The organism is Pseudidiomarina sp. (genome assembly GCF_033722695.1).
In the GTDB taxonomy this organism is placed as follows: domain Bacteria; phylum Pseudomonadota; class Gammaproteobacteria; order Enterobacterales; family Alteromonadaceae; genus Pseudidiomarina.
Genome location: NZ_JAWVYM010000016.1, coordinates 1 through 14,718, shown reverse-complemented (window position 1 = coordinate 14,718; position 14,718 = coordinate 1). Strand labels below are relative to the sequence as shown.

The 14,718-nt window shown below is 52.5% G+C and carries 13 protein-coding genes, 1 tRNA gene and 1 rRNA gene; 4 read left to right on the top strand and 11 right to left on the bottom strand.

Features of this window, described 5'->3' with window-relative positions:
- Positions 1 to 116 precede the first annotated feature (116 nt).
- A complete protein-coding gene (locus R3196_RS07260; protein ID WP_318936109.1) occupies positions 117 to 602 on the top strand; it encodes a hypothetical protein in 486 nt (161 codons plus the stop codon).
- On the opposite strand, the gene R3196_RS07255 is transcribed toward R3196_RS07260, so the two are convergent.
- The 7 genes from R3196_RS07255 to cdd form a co-directional block, all read right to left on the bottom strand.
- Positions 548 to 1,348, bottom strand: coding sequence for a TatD family hydrolase (locus R3196_RS07255; protein WP_318936108.1), 801 nt, complete (start codon positions 1,346 to 1,348; stop codon positions 548 to 550). The two genes, R3196_RS07260 and R3196_RS07255, sit on opposite strands and share 55 nt — an antisense overlap.
- Before the next feature lie 3 nt (positions 1,349 to 1,351).
- Positions 1,352 to 2,941 carry a peptide chain release factor 3 gene (prfC, locus tag R3196_RS07250; RefSeq protein WP_318936107.1) on the bottom strand — a complete coding sequence of 530 codons (1,590 nt, stop codon included), beginning with the start codon at positions 2,939 to 2,941 and terminating at the stop codon, positions 1,352 to 1,354.
- Positions 2,942 to 3,043: 102 nt separating this feature from the next.
- Positions 3,044 to 3,748, bottom strand: a complete 705-nt coding sequence (gene deoD / locus R3196_RS07245; RefSeq protein WP_318936106.1) for a purine-nucleoside phosphorylase — start codon at positions 3,746 to 3,748, stop codon at positions 3,044 to 3,046.
- Positions 3,749 to 4,060: 312 nt separating this feature from the next.
- On the bottom strand, positions 4,061 to 5,284 hold the full coding sequence (locus tag R3196_RS07240; protein ID WP_318936105.1) for a phosphopentomutase: 1,224 nt from the start codon (positions 5,282 to 5,284) through the stop codon (positions 4,061 to 4,063).
- Positions 5,285 to 5,299: 15 nt separating this feature from the next.
- Positions 5,300 to 6,622, bottom strand: coding sequence for a thymidine phosphorylase (deoA, locus tag R3196_RS07235; RefSeq protein ID WP_318936104.1), 1,323 nt, complete (start codon positions 6,620 to 6,622; stop codon positions 5,300 to 5,302).
- A complete protein-coding gene (gene deoC, locus R3196_RS07230) occupies positions 6,623 to 7,390 on the bottom strand; it encodes a deoxyribose-phosphate aldolase (protein WP_318936103.1) in 768 nt (255 codons plus the stop codon).
- A 6-nt stretch (positions 7,391 to 7,396) separates the two neighbouring features.
- Complete coding sequence (gene cdd, locus R3196_RS07225; protein ID WP_318936102.1) at positions 7,397 to 7,825, bottom strand: cytidine deaminase; 429 nt, start codon at positions 7,823 to 7,825, stop codon at positions 7,397 to 7,399.
- 181 nt (positions 7,826 to 8,006) lie between these two features.
- Between cdd and R3196_RS07220 the strand changes: the two genes are divergently transcribed.
- The gene (locus R3196_RS07220; RefSeq protein WP_318936101.1) at positions 8,007 to 8,339 is read left to right on the top strand and encodes a metalloregulator ArsR/SmtB family transcription factor; all 333 of its coding nucleotides are present in this window, start codon (positions 8,007 to 8,009) and stop codon (positions 8,337 to 8,339) included.
- Here R3196_RS07220 and rimI read toward each other — a convergent pair.
- The 3 genes from rimI to R3196_RS07205 all read right to left on the bottom strand — a co-directional run bounded on the left by rimI (position 8,290) and on the right by R3196_RS07205 (position 9,227).
- A complete protein-coding gene (gene rimI / locus R3196_RS07215) occupies positions 8,290 to 8,766 on the bottom strand; it encodes a ribosomal protein S18-alanine N-acetyltransferase (protein WP_318936100.1) in 477 nt (158 codons plus the stop codon). The genes R3196_RS07220 and rimI overlap by 50 nt on opposite strands.
- A complete protein-coding gene (locus R3196_RS07210) occupies positions 8,745 to 9,113 on the bottom strand; it encodes a hypothetical protein (protein ID WP_318936099.1) in 369 nt (122 codons plus the stop codon). Before R3196_RS07210 ends, rimI begins: the two co-directional genes overlap by 22 nt.
- 37 nt (positions 9,114 to 9,150) lie before the next feature.
- Positions 9,151 to 9,227: transfer RNA gene (locus tag R3196_RS07205), tRNA-Trp, on the bottom strand.
- Between the two features lie 146 nt (positions 9,228 to 9,373).
- Between R3196_RS07205 and R3196_RS07200 the strand changes: the two genes are divergently transcribed.
- Together R3196_RS07200 and R3196_RS07195 are read left to right on the top strand one after the other, a co-directional pair.
- A complete protein-coding gene (locus R3196_RS07200; RefSeq protein WP_318936098.1) occupies positions 9,374 to 11,167 on the top strand; it encodes an autotransporter assembly complex family protein in 1,794 nt (597 codons plus the stop codon).
- Positions 11,164 to 14,565 carry a translocation/assembly module TamB domain-containing protein gene (locus R3196_RS07195; RefSeq protein ID WP_318936097.1) on the top strand — a complete coding sequence of 1,134 codons (3,402 nt, stop codon included), beginning with the start codon at positions 11,164 to 11,166 and terminating at the stop codon, positions 14,563 to 14,565. Before R3196_RS07200 ends, R3196_RS07195 begins: the two co-directional genes overlap by 4 nt.
- Before the next feature lie 60 nt (positions 14,566 to 14,625).
- Here the strand turns inward: R3196_RS07195 and rrf are convergent.
- Positions 14,626 to 14,718, bottom strand: a 5S ribosomal RNA gene (rrf, locus tag R3196_RS07190); the annotation flags it as partial.

Here is a 14,718-nt window from a genome sequence, read left to right as displayed (position 1 = left end):
GCATGAACAGTACCTCACGCCATGTTATCAATATCACACAGCTTGTCTATCGGCGCCTGCGTCGATTTGCACTGGCTGTGCTGCTAATTCTTGTTATTGAACACTTGTGGAGCACTATGCAAACCACCAGTATGCAGGAACTGCAGCAGCACAGTCAGCAGTTATTGCGGCTGACCGCGCAACAGGCCGCGCATGAGGCGCAGTACTGGCTGACGCAAGATGATACTGATCGACTACAGAAACTGGTTGATGATATCAGTCAGCGCCCGATGTTTCTCGCCGCTGCTGTTAAGAATCGCTACGGACAGAGCCTTACCAGCCGGGCGGCAACGAGTCCGGCAGTTAGAGGCAGCCGGCCTTTTGTCATGGTCGAGGAAATTCGCGATGGTTCGCAGATTTCCGGCTATCTGCAACTGACGGTCGATGAGCGTCAGCTACTGGCCGCACCGATTAAAACCCATGCCTACCTGAGTTACTACGGCCAGTTTTTATTGGGCTTTGCGCTGCTGGCTGGGGTCTTTATTGCGGTGACTTTCAATCGCTGGCGTTATCGCCGACCGGATCGTTCAGCGCTGGCAAAGGCGCCAGCAAAGACTTCCTGACTACCTTCCCATAGCGCCGCATCGACTTCATTTTCAGATTCACTCCGCAATCCGAGCAAGGATTTTCGTACCTCCAGCAAGCGCAGTGGTTCATTGCGCTGCCCTTGATGGCCACACACCGGCATATCCGGCGCATCGGTTTCCAGTACCAGCCCATTAAGTTTACTGCGGGCAATAGCATCGCGGGTTTTGCTGGCCCGCTCGTATGTGATAGTGCCACCAACACCCAACTTAAAGCCGAGTTCCTGCCATTGCTGCGCTTGTTCCGCACTACCGCTGAATGCGTGTAACACACCGGCAAGAGCCGGCAATTGATCGCGCATGGAACGAATTATCTCCAGCAAATCAGCCTGACTATTACGGTGATGTAAAATGAGGGGCCGCTGAAAATCTGCTGCAAATTGCACCTGATCCCGAAATAGTTTTTGTTGCAGCTTATAGTCCGCACAGGTCGCATCCAGACCAATCTCACCGACCGGCGCGCCGGGATGAGCGTCTAATTGCTCACCTATCCAGTCCAGATCACCCGCACAATGCTGGTCGATAAAGTAAGGATGCAAACCGAAACCATAGAGCAATAAAACCTCATGATGATGGACCTGTTCACGTTGGCTTTGCTTCCGGCTTACGCCCGGGATCATAATAGTGCGGATCCCCGCTTGCGCGGCGCGTTCGAGCACCTCTGCCCGATCCGCATCGAAATCCTCAAAATCCAGATGACAGTGCGTATCGAACAGATAACTCATGCGTTAATGCTCCCGGGTATGGCTAAAGGTGATATCCGGATAACGTTCCATGGCCAGATTCAGATTGACCATAGTTGGTGCTATATAGGTTAGATTGTCCCCGCCATCAAGTGCGAGGTTGGCATTTGCCTTGCGCTGAAACTCGTCCAGCTTGCGCTCATCGTCAGCGGTAACCCAGCGGGCGGTCGCGACGTTAATGTTTTCGTACACTGCATCAACGTTATATTCTGAGCGCAGCCGGTGAACCACCACATCGAACTGCAGCACACCCACAGCGCCGACAATCAGATCGTTGTTCGCCAAGGGGCGGAATACCTGCACCGCGCCTTCTTCGGATAGCTGCACCAGGCCTTTTAGTAGCTGCTTCTGCTTTAGCGGATCTTTGAGACGGATCCGGCGGAACAGCTCCGGCGCAAAATTCGGAATCCCACTGAATTTAAACTGTTCACCCGCGGTAAAGGTATCGCCGATCTGTATGGTGCCATGATTATGCAGCCCGATGATGTCGCCCGGATACGCTTCGTCTACATGTTCACGATCACCGGCCAGGAACGTCAGCGCATCGGCGATCCGAACCTCTTTGCCCAGCCGGGTCTGGTACATCTTCATACCCTGTTGGTACTGACCAGACACAATGCGCATAAAGGCCACCCGATCACGATGGCGGGGATCCATATTAGCCTGAATTTTAAAAATAAAACCTGAGAAGCCCGGCGTCGCCGCTGATACTTTGCGGCCGTCATCGGTTTCCCGTGACAACGGCCGCGGAGCCCACTCCACCAGACCGTCGAGCATGTGATCAACGCCGAAATTACCTAAGGCAGTGCCAAAATAGACCGGGGTCAGCTCGCCAGCCAGAAAGAGTTCGCTATCGAATTCATTAGAGGCTCCCTGGACCAGTTCAATCTGTTCACGCAGATCTTTTGCGTAGTCACCCAGGCGCCGATCCAGCTCGGGATTATCCAGTCCGTCAACCACATCGACTTCCTGAATCCGGTGTCCCTGGCCGGTTTTATAGAAGATCACCTGATCCTTGATGAGATGATAAACACCTTTGAAATTTTTCCCTGAGCCAATCGGCCAGGTAATCGGAGCGCACATAATGTTGAGGATGCGCTCAACTTCATCAAGCAACTCGAGCGGATCGCGGATATCCCGATCCAGTTTGTTCATGAAGGTAATAATCGGCGTGTCACGTAACCGCGTGACTTCCATCAGCTTGATGGTGCGATCCTCAACACCCTTAGCGCCATCTATAACCATCAGGCAGGAGTCCACCGCCGTCAGGGTGCGGTAAGTATCTTCCGAGAAATCTTCGTGACCGGGGGTATCCAGCAGGTTGACCAGAGCGTTGCGGTAGGGAAACTGCATAACCGAAGTGGTGACCGAGATGCCCCGCTCTTTTTCCATTTCCATCCAGTCTGACTTGGCATGCTGACCAGATTTTTTGCCCTTTACCGTTCCCGCTTTCAGCAGCTTCTGACCATGCAGCAACACCTTCTCGGTGATGGTGGTTTTACCAGCATCCGGGTGCGAAATAATGGCGAAGGTACGGCGTTTTGCTACTTCTTTCTGCAGGGCACTATTGGGCATTACTCTTTGTCTTCCTGGTCTTTTAACTGATAGGCGTATTTTCGCCGATCCTGCCGGGATAAACAAATAAAGAATAGCCGATGGGGCCCCACCAGAGTTTACTCAGGTAACGAGCCCGTTTAATGTCAGCTCAATCATGTCGGTAAAGCCAGTTTGCCGGGTGACCGCGTCCAGGTGCGTATCCTGCAACAGATGATCTGACACACTCAAAACCGCCAGCGCCTTCGCACCATACTCAGCGGCGACTGAGAATAGTCCGGCCGCTTCCATTTCAATACCGAGAATCCCAAACCGCTGCAGTAACACTGTCAGTTCCGGCTCACTGTAGAATCGGTCAGTAGAGAACACGTTGCCAACGTGTACCGGTTGCGCCGACTTTTCTGCCGCCGCCACGACCTGTTGTAGCAAACCAAAGTCGCTGATAGCTGCCAGATCGAAACCACCAAAGCGGTTGCGGTTAAATGCTGAGTCGGTTGAGGCCGCCTGAGCAATAATGATGTCCCGCAGTTGCACCTGCGCAGCCACCGCCCCGCAGGTTCCCACGCGCACCAGCTTACGCACCCCGAAATCGCGGATCAACTCGGTAGCATAGAGTGTGCAGGATGGAATGCCCATGCCACTGCCCATTACCGACACGGTCTGGCCCCGATAGCTACCCGTGAAAGCCAGCATATTGCGGGTGGTATTTACTTCTCTGGGATGGGTAAAAAAGTACTCAGCAATATATTTCGCCCGCAACGGATCTCCCGGAAACAAACAAAGCTCGGCGAAATCGCCCGCCCGGGCGCTGATATGTGGCGTACCCATAACTCCATTCCTCAAAATTTCTAATGATCACTTAGGCAATCCCCTATAGCTCGCTCTGGCGCTGCCAGCGGCTTCTGTATAGGCAAAGATTTTTGCTTCCCAACCTAGGGTATCTTATCGCAACCAGCGACAGCGAAACCTTGCACCAGGTCATTATAACTTTTGATCCAGCCGGCGTACCCAACGCCAGCCCACTTAATCTCTTGTCAGCTTGGGCATAAATGGTGTCAGTCCAGGCTGCCGCAGCACTTAGCGGCGTGCAGCAACTGCGGTAGCGGAGTAGTTTTCAATGACGCCGCTAAGCGGGCGTGGTTATGCCTTATTAAGAAAGGATTTGCCGTAATCCAACGGCTCAAGAGCGAGCCAGGTGGCAATGCTCTGGCCAATATCGGCAAAAGTTTCACGGCGCCCCATTGAACCGGGAGCAACCTTTTGACCAAACACCAGAACCGGCACATACTCACGGGTATGATCGGTGCCCGGCCAGGTGGGATCGCAGCCGTGGTCCGCAGTCAAAATCAATACATCGTCCGGCCGCAGGGCGTTCATGAGATCCGGCAGAAGTAGGTCAAACTGTTCAAGGGCCCGGGCGTAGCCGGATACGTCGCGGCGGTGCCCGTAATCCGTATCAAAGTCGACCAGGTTGGTAAAAATAATACTTTGCTCCGGTGCATTCTGCATGACCGACAAGGTTGTTTCGACCAGCGCCGGGATACCAGTAGCCTTATGCTTTGAGGTGATCCCCTGATGGGCAAAAATATCCGCAATTTTCCCGATACTAATCACTTCGCCGCCGCTGGCGGTCAGCTTGTCCAGAATCGTTGGTGCGGGGGGCGGCAGCGCATAATCACGCCGATTCCCGGTGCGCTTATAATCAGCAGGGCCAGAGCCCACAAAAGGCCGGGCAATAACGCGTCCTATATTATAAGGTTCGAGTAATTCGCGCACCTGCTCACAAAGCTGGTACAGGCGTTTCAGACCAAAACTTTGCTCATGTGCGGCAATCTGAAACACCGAGTCAGCCGAGGTATAAAAGATGGGCTTCCCGGTTCGTTCATGCTCCTGCCCGAGTCGCTGAATGATCTCAGTTCCTGAAGCCTGACAATTGCCCAGAAAACCCGGCAGGTTCGCCTGCGCCACTATGGATTCCAGCAGCTCCTGCGGAAATGAATCCGTGCTGCGGCGGAAATATCCCCAGTCAAACAACACCGGCACACCTGCCATTTCCCAGTGACCGGAAGGCGTATCCTTACCCGAGGACAACTCCTGCGCCCAGCCGTAACAGCCCAGTATGGCGTCGGGTTTAACAATACCTGCAGGCTCCTGTCCGGTTGCTCCGATGCTGGCTTCAGCAAGACCAAGCGCGGTTAGATTAGGGATATAAAGCGGACCCGAGCGCTGTTCATTAGCTTTTCCGGCCGCACAACGTTCAGCAATATGACCAAAGGTATCGGCGCCTTCATCGCCGAAGCGCGCAGCATCAGCTGCAGCACCAATACCGAATGAATCGAGTACGACAATAATCGCTCTGGCCATAGTGCTGACTCCTGGCTATTCAGTAATACGCTGGTAAATAACCGGCTGTTGTTCCGGCGTGGCATTGCCGGTGGTAAAGGCCTCCTGCAACTGCCGGGCAGCCCGCTGCCATTGCGCTTCGTCGCGGGCATAAAGCATCGCCAGCGGCGTTTGATTATCTGCAGTTGCTCCAATCCCCAGAATCTGCTCCAGGCCGACGTCAAAATCAAGGGTGTCACTCGTACGCTGGCGACCACCGCCCAGCGCTACCACAGTCATGCCGACAGCTCGGGTATCGATCTGCTGAATAATGCCCGCTTCGGCTGCAAACACAGGCTTTCCAACCGGCGCCAGTGGCAGATGCTGCCGGTAGTTATCCAGTAAGTCTGCCGGACCTCCCAGCGCTGTAATCATTTTCGCGAAGGATTCAGCCGCAGCACCAGAATCCAGTGCTACCTGTGCCTTCTTGCGGCCGGTGGCAAGATTATCCGCGAGCCCACCAAGTACCAGCATCTCTGCTGCCAACTCTATGGTAACCTGATGAAGTCGTGGTGCGCGGAAGTCGCCCCGCAGATAGCGAATGGCTTCATGAACTTCAATACGATTGCCAGCTGAGGCAGCCAGCACCTGATTCATATCTGTTAATACCGCACTGGTGTTCAAGCCGGCGCCTTGCGCAACAGTAACCAGGCTGTGAGCCAACTCGCGGGCACGCTCATGTTCGTTCATAACCGCACCGTTACCGGTTTTAACATCCAGCACCAGCCCATCGAGTCCAGCGGCCAGTTTCTTGGATAAAATAGAGGCGGTAATCAGGGGTATCGACTCAACCGTGGCGGTAATATCGCGGGTAGCATAGAACTTCTGATCGGCCGGCGCTAACTGCCCGGTCTGGCCAATAATAGCCACACCCACTTCTTTTACGACTTGCTTAAAACGTTCCAGATCCGGCTTAGCCTGATAGCCCGGAATCGATTCCATCTTATCCAGCGTACCGCCGGTATGACCCAGCCCACGTCCGGAGATCATGGGCACATAACCGCCACAAGCGGCAATAATTGGCCCCAGCATCAGGCTCACGACATCACCAACACCGCCGGTTGAATGTTTATCCAGTACTGGCCCATCAAGGTGCAGCGACTGCCAGTTAAGCACAGTTCCTGAATCACGCATGCCAAGGGTCAGCGCCACTTTTTCCGCGGGGCTCATGCCCTGAAAAAAAATCGCCATGGCCAGGGCTGAAATCTGGCTCTCAGAGATAGAACCCGCTGTCAGTCCTGTTACGAAGAATTCGATTTGTGCCCGGCTCAGCTCACCACCATCACGCTTACAACGAATAATTTCCTGCGGTAAAAACATCTAATATCCTTTTTGTATACTGTCTTCGCGGCCGCTCAGCAAGGCAATCAGATTAGTTAACAGACTACTGGCGCCAAAGCGGAAATGCTCTGGAGTAACCCAGTCACTGCCCATAATGTCGCTAGCCAGTTGCAAATAAATACGGGCGTCAGCGGCAGTTTTCACGCCGCCAGCGGCTTTAAAGCCGCATTGGCGCCCGGATTCTTTAATTGCGTTAAGCATTACGGCAGCAGCTTCTGGCGTCGCGTTAACGGAAACTTTGCCGGTGGAGGTCTTGATAAAGTCGGCTCCAGCACCAATTGCAATTTCGCTCGCAGCACGGATATGAGCAGGGCTCTGGAGTTCTCCACTTTCAATAATGACTTTTAACTGTGCCTGTTCGCCACAAGCTCTCTTACATAGCCGCACCAGTTCTGCGCCTGCGTTGCGGTCTCCGGCCAGCAGCGCCTGCCAGGGAAAGACCACATCCACTTCATCAGCACCGGCAGCCACCGCCCGCTCAGTTTCAGCGACGGCGCGCTGGATTTGCGAACTACCATCGGGAAAGTTTGTGACTGTCGCAATACGGACCTCAGCCAAACCCAGTCGGTCGAGCTCCTGCCTGGCCCAGATCACCCATTCCGGGTAAACACAGAGTGCCGCCGGAGCGCCAAATTCGCTGTGTGCCTGGTTACATAAATCGCTAATCGTTTGCCGGTTGTCAGTAGTTGACAGGCTGGTCAGGTCCATCATCGCCAGCGCGCTGCGGGCAGCTTGTTTTAATTCCATCGCGGTCTACTTCCGGTGGGTTGCTACATTAAAACTGAAAGCATCTGGCAGCAGTTCTTTCATTTGCCATTGCCGTTCCTGGCCGTCGCTGGTAGAAAATATCGGCGTATCACTGGCCAAAAACTCAGCCAGCACCTGCCGGCAGGCGCCACAGGGTGCAACTGCCTCAGCGCCTGGAATATAAATGGTCACTGACCGAATGTCAGCGCCTTTATAACCCTGGGCAATAGCCGTAAAAATAGCAGTCCGCTCGGCACAGTTGGACAGTCCGTAGGAGGAGTTTTCAACATTGCAACCGGTGATAATTTCACCGTTATTCAGCTCTAATGCGGCACCGACAGGAAAGTTACTGAACGGCGCGTAGGCACGCTCACTTGCTAATTTTGCCTGCTGTTTCAAATGCGCAGACGCATCATTTTGAATTTGTTTAGTCATTGGGTGAGTTCATGTTGTTAGTCGGCCATCAGCTTACTCTTTTCTTGATATCAAACCAAGTTTTGGCCGAATGGCCAAAGATCATATGGAGCCAACAATCAGTTAGTGCTAATCTCGCTGTATATTATTTAAACTATACAGTTCGACCTCTTAAATTTAATAAATATGAGTACGAATAATTATGGATACACTGCCGCTTGGTCAAATGCAGCAAGATGAAGCCAAATTTGCTGCTCGATTCTTACGTTCGCTGGCTAATGAGCATCGCTTACAAATCCTCTGTTACTTAACCAGCGGCGAAAAAAGTGTAAGTCAGTTAAATCAGTTTTTTCCCCACAGTGCCTCAGCTTTTTCTCAGCACCTGGCCGTGCTCCGCCAGCAGGGGCTACTGATTTTCCGCAAAGAAGGCCAGACTATTTACTATTCTATCGCTGACCCCGATATGAGGAAATTTCTGGAGTTGATTAAAGACAAGTTTTGCGCGGATCATCACAATTATTTGACCAGCGCATAACTAAAGCATCCTCGGTACCCGTCCTGGTGGGATAATAAGCTTTACGGACGCCAGCTTCGCTAAAACCAGCGGCCTTATAGAGTGCAATCGCCGCCCCGTTTGAGGCGCGAACTTCCAGCCATAACGTGCAGCCCGCTCGCCATGCCTGCTCCTTTACCCACTCAACTAACTGACGGGCATAACCGCGCCGACGGAAGTCAGGGTGTACCGCTATATTCATGATGGTCAGTTCATCAGCAACCTTTTGGGTGATGGCATACCCCACCAATACGCTGCCGGAGGTTCTCAGCTCCCAGTTCTGATAACTATCACCGAAACAGGATTCTAAGGCTGCTTCGGACCACGGATAAGGGCTTGCTAATTGCTCCAGCTCGTTAACAGCTGCAGACCAGCTAAGTGGCCCGATTACTGACTGATTAGCTGCCATATTTCACGCTTTTGCAGCGCGTTTAGTTGCTCGCCCTGCCATTCAGCCAAATCAATAACGCGCTTAGCATCCCATTGCTGATGAACTGCAGCAGTAACTTCAGTGGGCTTTATTACACCGTCACCGTCGGCGAGGGTGACACATAGGTCGTTTAACCAGGAAAAGCCGGTAACAGGTATTGCTGATGGCATGATGATCAGCCAGTCATGCAAACGATAGTAATATCTGGGAGGAACTGTCAGGTTTGTTGAATTGGTTTGCCGCGGGACCCAAAGGCGCAACCCCAACGCTGCCATGGCGCGCTGTTGTGCTGGTGAAAAAAGAGATGTTGGACTAGATTCTTTCATAGATGCCAGCTTAGCGTATTCGCGGCTGCCAGAAAAGTGGCAGGGGTGGAGGGATTCGAACCCCCAACCGTCGGTTTTGGAGACCGCTGTTCTACCAATTGGAACTACACCCCTGCAAACAGACTCCGAATTATACTGGCAGATACTTGCCAGGCAAGCGATTTTACCGCTAGTTCAGCTGATTGCCGTTTTTTTCACCGGATTTTCTAAGGCAAACTGGTATACTCATTAATAAATCAATAGGTTGGTCGGGAGACTTAATGGTTCGACTCGGTACGGTTGGTGGCTGGTTACTGGTAAGCCAACTCATCCTTCACATACCTGCAAGCTTCGCACAGGAATCTGAAGAGCGGCAACGCGCTCCAGAGGACGCGAAAGTAAAGGTAACCATTGAAGGTGTCGATGGCGAACTTGAGGATAATGTCCGGGGCTACCTTAGTATTATGGAACTTGACGGCAAAGCTGCGCCGGCCCGCTTCCGTTTGCGCTTTTTACAGCAACGCGGTGAAGAGCAAATTCGTGAGGCTCTGGCGCCATTTGGTTACTATAAACCTACGATAGAATCATCCCTTGAACTGACCGGTTCAAACTGGGAGGTTTACTATTCTATCGCCCCGGGTGAACCTGTACGTCTGGATCAAATCGATATCCGCATCCTTGGCGATGGTAAGGACGATCCTAAATTCCAGAAAATATTGACCGATTACGGTCTGACCTCAGGGAATATACTGCGTCATTCAGCCTATGAAACCTTGAAGACCCGATTACGCAATCTGGCCACTGAGCGCGGCTATTATAACGCTCGCTTTACCGAACAGACGGTTCAGGTCGAGCTGACCGATCTCTCTGCGGACGTCACTCTGTACTACGATACCAGCGTTCGATATTCGTTTGGCGAAACCACCTTCTGCTGCTCAGAGCTGAATAATGATTTCCTGCATCGGTTTCTCAATTATGAAGAAGGCGATGCTTTTCAGACACGCGAACTACTGGACCTGCAGGTGGCGCTGTCAGGCAGTCAGTATTTCAGTTCCATTGAGGTTGCGCCGGACTGGCAAAATCGGGGGGACAGCACAGTTCCGATTACCGTCGATATAAAGCCCAACGAGCGTGACCGCTATCAATTTGGTCTCGGCTACGGCACAGATACCGGCGCCCGCGCGACCGTCGGATTTGATCGCCGATGGGTTAACGCCAAAGGCCATAAATTAAACAGTATTCTGCGCCTATCCCAGGTACAGAACACGGGGTTTGTCAGTTATATTATTCCCGGTAATGATCCGGTCACCGATCAATATAGCCTCACCGGTGAAATAACGGACCGCTCCTACCAGGAACAGCGTTCCACACTTTATCGTTTTACCGCCCGCGACACCCGCCACTTTAATAACTGGCAACGAACCTACCAGCTTGGCTGGCAGCGTGAAGATTTTGCCTTTGGCGATCAGCCCACCCGCTCGTCAAATTTCTTAATACCATCGGTGGAAGTCAGCCTGGTGGAAAGCACCAGCCTCGGGGATAACCGTAACCTCGTCGAAGATGGTTATCGCATAAGCGCTTACGTACAAGGTGCAAGTTCATCTGTCCTATCCGAAACCAGTTTTGTATCAGCCCAGCTCTCGGCGAAATGGGTACATAGCTACACTGACAAGTTTCGTATGTTGCTACGGGGTGAACTTGGCGGCATGGCAGTGAGCGATTTCTCGGTACTATCGCCGTCGCTTCGATTCTTCGCTGGCGGTGACTATAGTGTCCGGGGCTATGAATTCGAGCAGTTGGGTCCAAGAAATGAAGAGGGCGTGGTTATCGGTGGCCGCTATCTGGCTACCGGCAGCGTCGAGTTTGACTACAGGGTTGCGGAATCCTGGCGGCTTGCGGTATTCAGTGATTTTGGTAACAGCTTTATGGATTGGCCGGTGACTATTAAGCAAAGCTACGGCATCGGCGTTCGCTGGATCTCCCCCATCGGTCCGGTGCGTTTCGACGTAGCGCAAGCGGTTGACGAGCCGGGCAACCCGTGGCGAATTCACCTGACGCTGGGGCCAGATCTATGAGATATATAAAGTGGTTATCCTGGATCATCGTCGGACTCTTTATTCTGATACCAACAGTAGCCGGTATCCTGCTAATGACAACAAACGGCTCACGCTTTTTAATCAATCAGGGTATTTCATATGCTGAGCTGCCGCTAACCTATGAAGGTATCGAAGGAAATCTGCTCGGTGAGCTGACGCTGGGTGATATTCGCTATACTCCGGGGCAACTGGATGTCCAGATTAACGAACTGACACTGCGCTGGACGCCAACCGACCTGTTTGACCAGAGGCTTAGCGTGGAGCGCCTGCAGGCCAGCGGGGTAAATGTTATTCAATCGGCTGAACCAGCCGGTTCAGAACCTGATCAAATGGTATCGTTACCGGTGATATCCATGCCATGGTTGCTCAAGGTGAAGCAACTTGAGGTAACAAACATTGAGTACCGTTATGATGAACAACAGCAGCACATAAACCGGCTTTACGCCGAACTTCGCTGGCACCAGACCAACATTGCCGTGCAGACGTTTGAACTTGATCACCGGCAACTGCAGTTAACCGCTGACGGCGAGCTGGAGATGGCCGATAGTTACGCGCTGTCGCTGCGCGCCGACTGGGCTCTGAGTAATTTTGAAGCGCCTGCTAAGGTGCAGCAATTGACAGGCTCAGCCGATGTTAGCGGAGACTTAGAGCAACTCACACTAAGTAGTCGCTTTAAGGTGGATGAGGGCTCCGGTAACAACAGTTTGGAGGCCAGCGTAAACGAGCCGATGTCAAACCCGCAGTGGCAGGCGAAACTGGTGGTTAATGAACTTCCGGCGCGGCTCTTTACTGAAACCCTGGTTGCCGATCAACCCGAAGACATCCGCCAACTGGTGCGCGACAGTCTGATAACCGCAACTTTAGATCTTAACCAGAACCAGGTAGAGCTACGCCAGTTCAGATTAGCTCCGGTGAGCCCTGCCGGGGGTTCCATTGAACTCAGTGGGCGCATTAGCAATTACCTTATGTTGGCGGAGGCTCCCGAGCAGACTCGGTTCGAATTGTCCGCCAATGCGAATGACCTGCAACTGCCCTATCGGACCAATGAGCGGCAACTGCAGCTAACAGCAGTGGATGGTAACGTGAGCGGCCGAATTGACAGCTATCAGCTGCAGCTGCAGGGTGGTGTACTGGCGCTTGACGATAATCCCATTGCCGTGCGCCTGACCGGTAACGGCAGTACCACGTCACTTAACCTCGCGGCCCTTGAGGCAACCCATAAGGACTTTAACGTAAAAGCCAGCAGTGAAATTGACTGGAAAAATGGCTTAGCACTAACCCTGGATATTGATGAAGCTAATACCACTATTCCTGCCGCTGACGGAGGTTATCCGATTTCAGCCGAAGGCCGGATAGCGATTGCCAACGGCAAAATTACCGCTGATGGGTTGCGGCTGATCTCCGGTGAGACCCGGCTTATCGCTAATGGCGTTATCAGCAGTCAGGACGCTCTCGACATTGAACTGTCCGTGCCTGATTTGTCGCAATGGCTGGGCGATACGATGATCGAAACCAGCGCGACATTAAAAGGACGCATAAGTGGTCATTACCAAGAAAAGCTGGCCATCGAAATAAATACGCTTGATCTTAATACAGCCGAGCTGGGACGCTGGAGCAACCAGCAACCCGCGACCATCCGGCTGGATACACGCAGTCCGCTAAGCCAGCTTACCGTTGCGGACTTGTGTCTCTATCAAGGCCAACAGAACCCCGCTGAAATTTGCATTAACGCCCAGCCACAAGAAGACTTGCTGGAAGTCGCAGTCGCTGGCGAACGCTTACCATTGCAATTGCTTAACCGGCTCCGGACTGAAGCGGCCGCGGAGCGGGTAACGGGTACGTTGCAGCTGAGAAGTACGACCCGCATAGTTCCGGATTCAATGCAGATTCACTCCACCAGTGGACGCTTATATAGCGAAAATACGGTATTTGTTGCTTTAGACGAGGAGCTCAGCAGCCGTCTGTCGTTCTGGGAGTTACTATGGGACGGCAGCAGCGAACTGGTGACTGCTACTGCTTTGGCGAAGCTGGACGACGATCTGGGCAGCGCCTATGGCGACTTTAGCCTCCATAATCTGACCACGACCCAGCAGCTTGAAGGCTCTTTAGATCTTTCGCTTAATGATCTGACGTTACTGCAGTGGGTTCTTCCGGATCTACGTTATGAGGGCGCTACGGCTATAGGGACTGTCCGGGTAAGTGGAACATTACACCAGCCGCAAGTACAGGGCTCACTGGAACTTGCTGCGGATGAAATTGGTTTCGCGCAAAGTGGGCTGCTATTAACTAACGTCAAGATAGCTGCTATTGATCGCGCCCAGAACGCTGAGCAGCTGGAGATCACCGGCCAGGCGCGCTCCGGCGATGGCTGGATAACCATTGATGGTTTTATTGAGCCATTAAACCGGGTGCTTGAGCTGCAGGTGAAAGGCGAGGATTTCCGTGCTGTACAGCTGCCCTCAGCGCGGGTCGACGTAAATCCGGATCTTAGTATTAAGGTAAGGAACCAACAAATTAATGTGGAGGGCTCGGTTCATATTCCTTATGCGAGAATCGACCAGCCGGACCTTGGTGACCAGCTGGTTAGCCGCTCAGATGATGTGCAAGTTGTGAGCAATGGTGAACCTGTAATACTTACTGACGACGCTATTTATCCGGTTCATGCGACGGTACGGATCAGTCTCGGAGACGATATCTTAGTGGAGGCCTATGGCTTTACCGGCAAGGTCACGGGCAGCCTTCGGGTATCTGAACAACCGCAAAGAGCGATGACAGTAACGGGCAGTATTAAAGTTGTGGACGGCGAATACACTATTTATGGGCAAAGTCTGACTATCGACCGCGGTGTACTTATTTATAATGGCGGCACGCTTGATAATCCTGGCCTAGACCTGCGGGTAGCCCGAACTTCTTCCGGCGTCGGGTCAGCTAATGAAGTCACCGTAGGTGCTCAGATAGGCGGTACCTTATTAGCTCCGGACTTCCGACTCTTTTCGAATCCGGCACTACCTGAATCTGAAATTCTTTCTTACCTGATCTTGGGGCGCGGTTCAGGTTCCGGGGCTCCTGATCCGGATTTACAGCTACAAGCACTGTTAATGTTGGGTTCTCGCGGGACTGATGCCATCGGCGGTTCGGTACAGGAAGCCTTTGGCCTGGATGAGTTTGGTCTGGATTCCACCAGCGATCCCCGGGAGACTTCTTTTTATATTGGCAAGTATCTGTCGCCTAAACTATATGTGAAATATGGCATGGGGATATTTCAGGATACCAATACGTTCTTCATTCGTTATAAGTTAACTGAGCATCTGATTATTGAATCAGCCACCAGTAGTGAAAGCCAGGGTGGTGACATCTTCTATACCATTGAGAGATAGATAAAGCTTTCAGACATAAAAAAAGCCCCTGTCATCTGACAGGGGCTTTCGTTATTTGAAGCCTGGCGGTGTCCTACTCTCACATGGGGAGACCCCACACTACCATCGGCGCTGAAGCGTTTCACTACTGAGTTCGGAATGGATCAGGTGGTT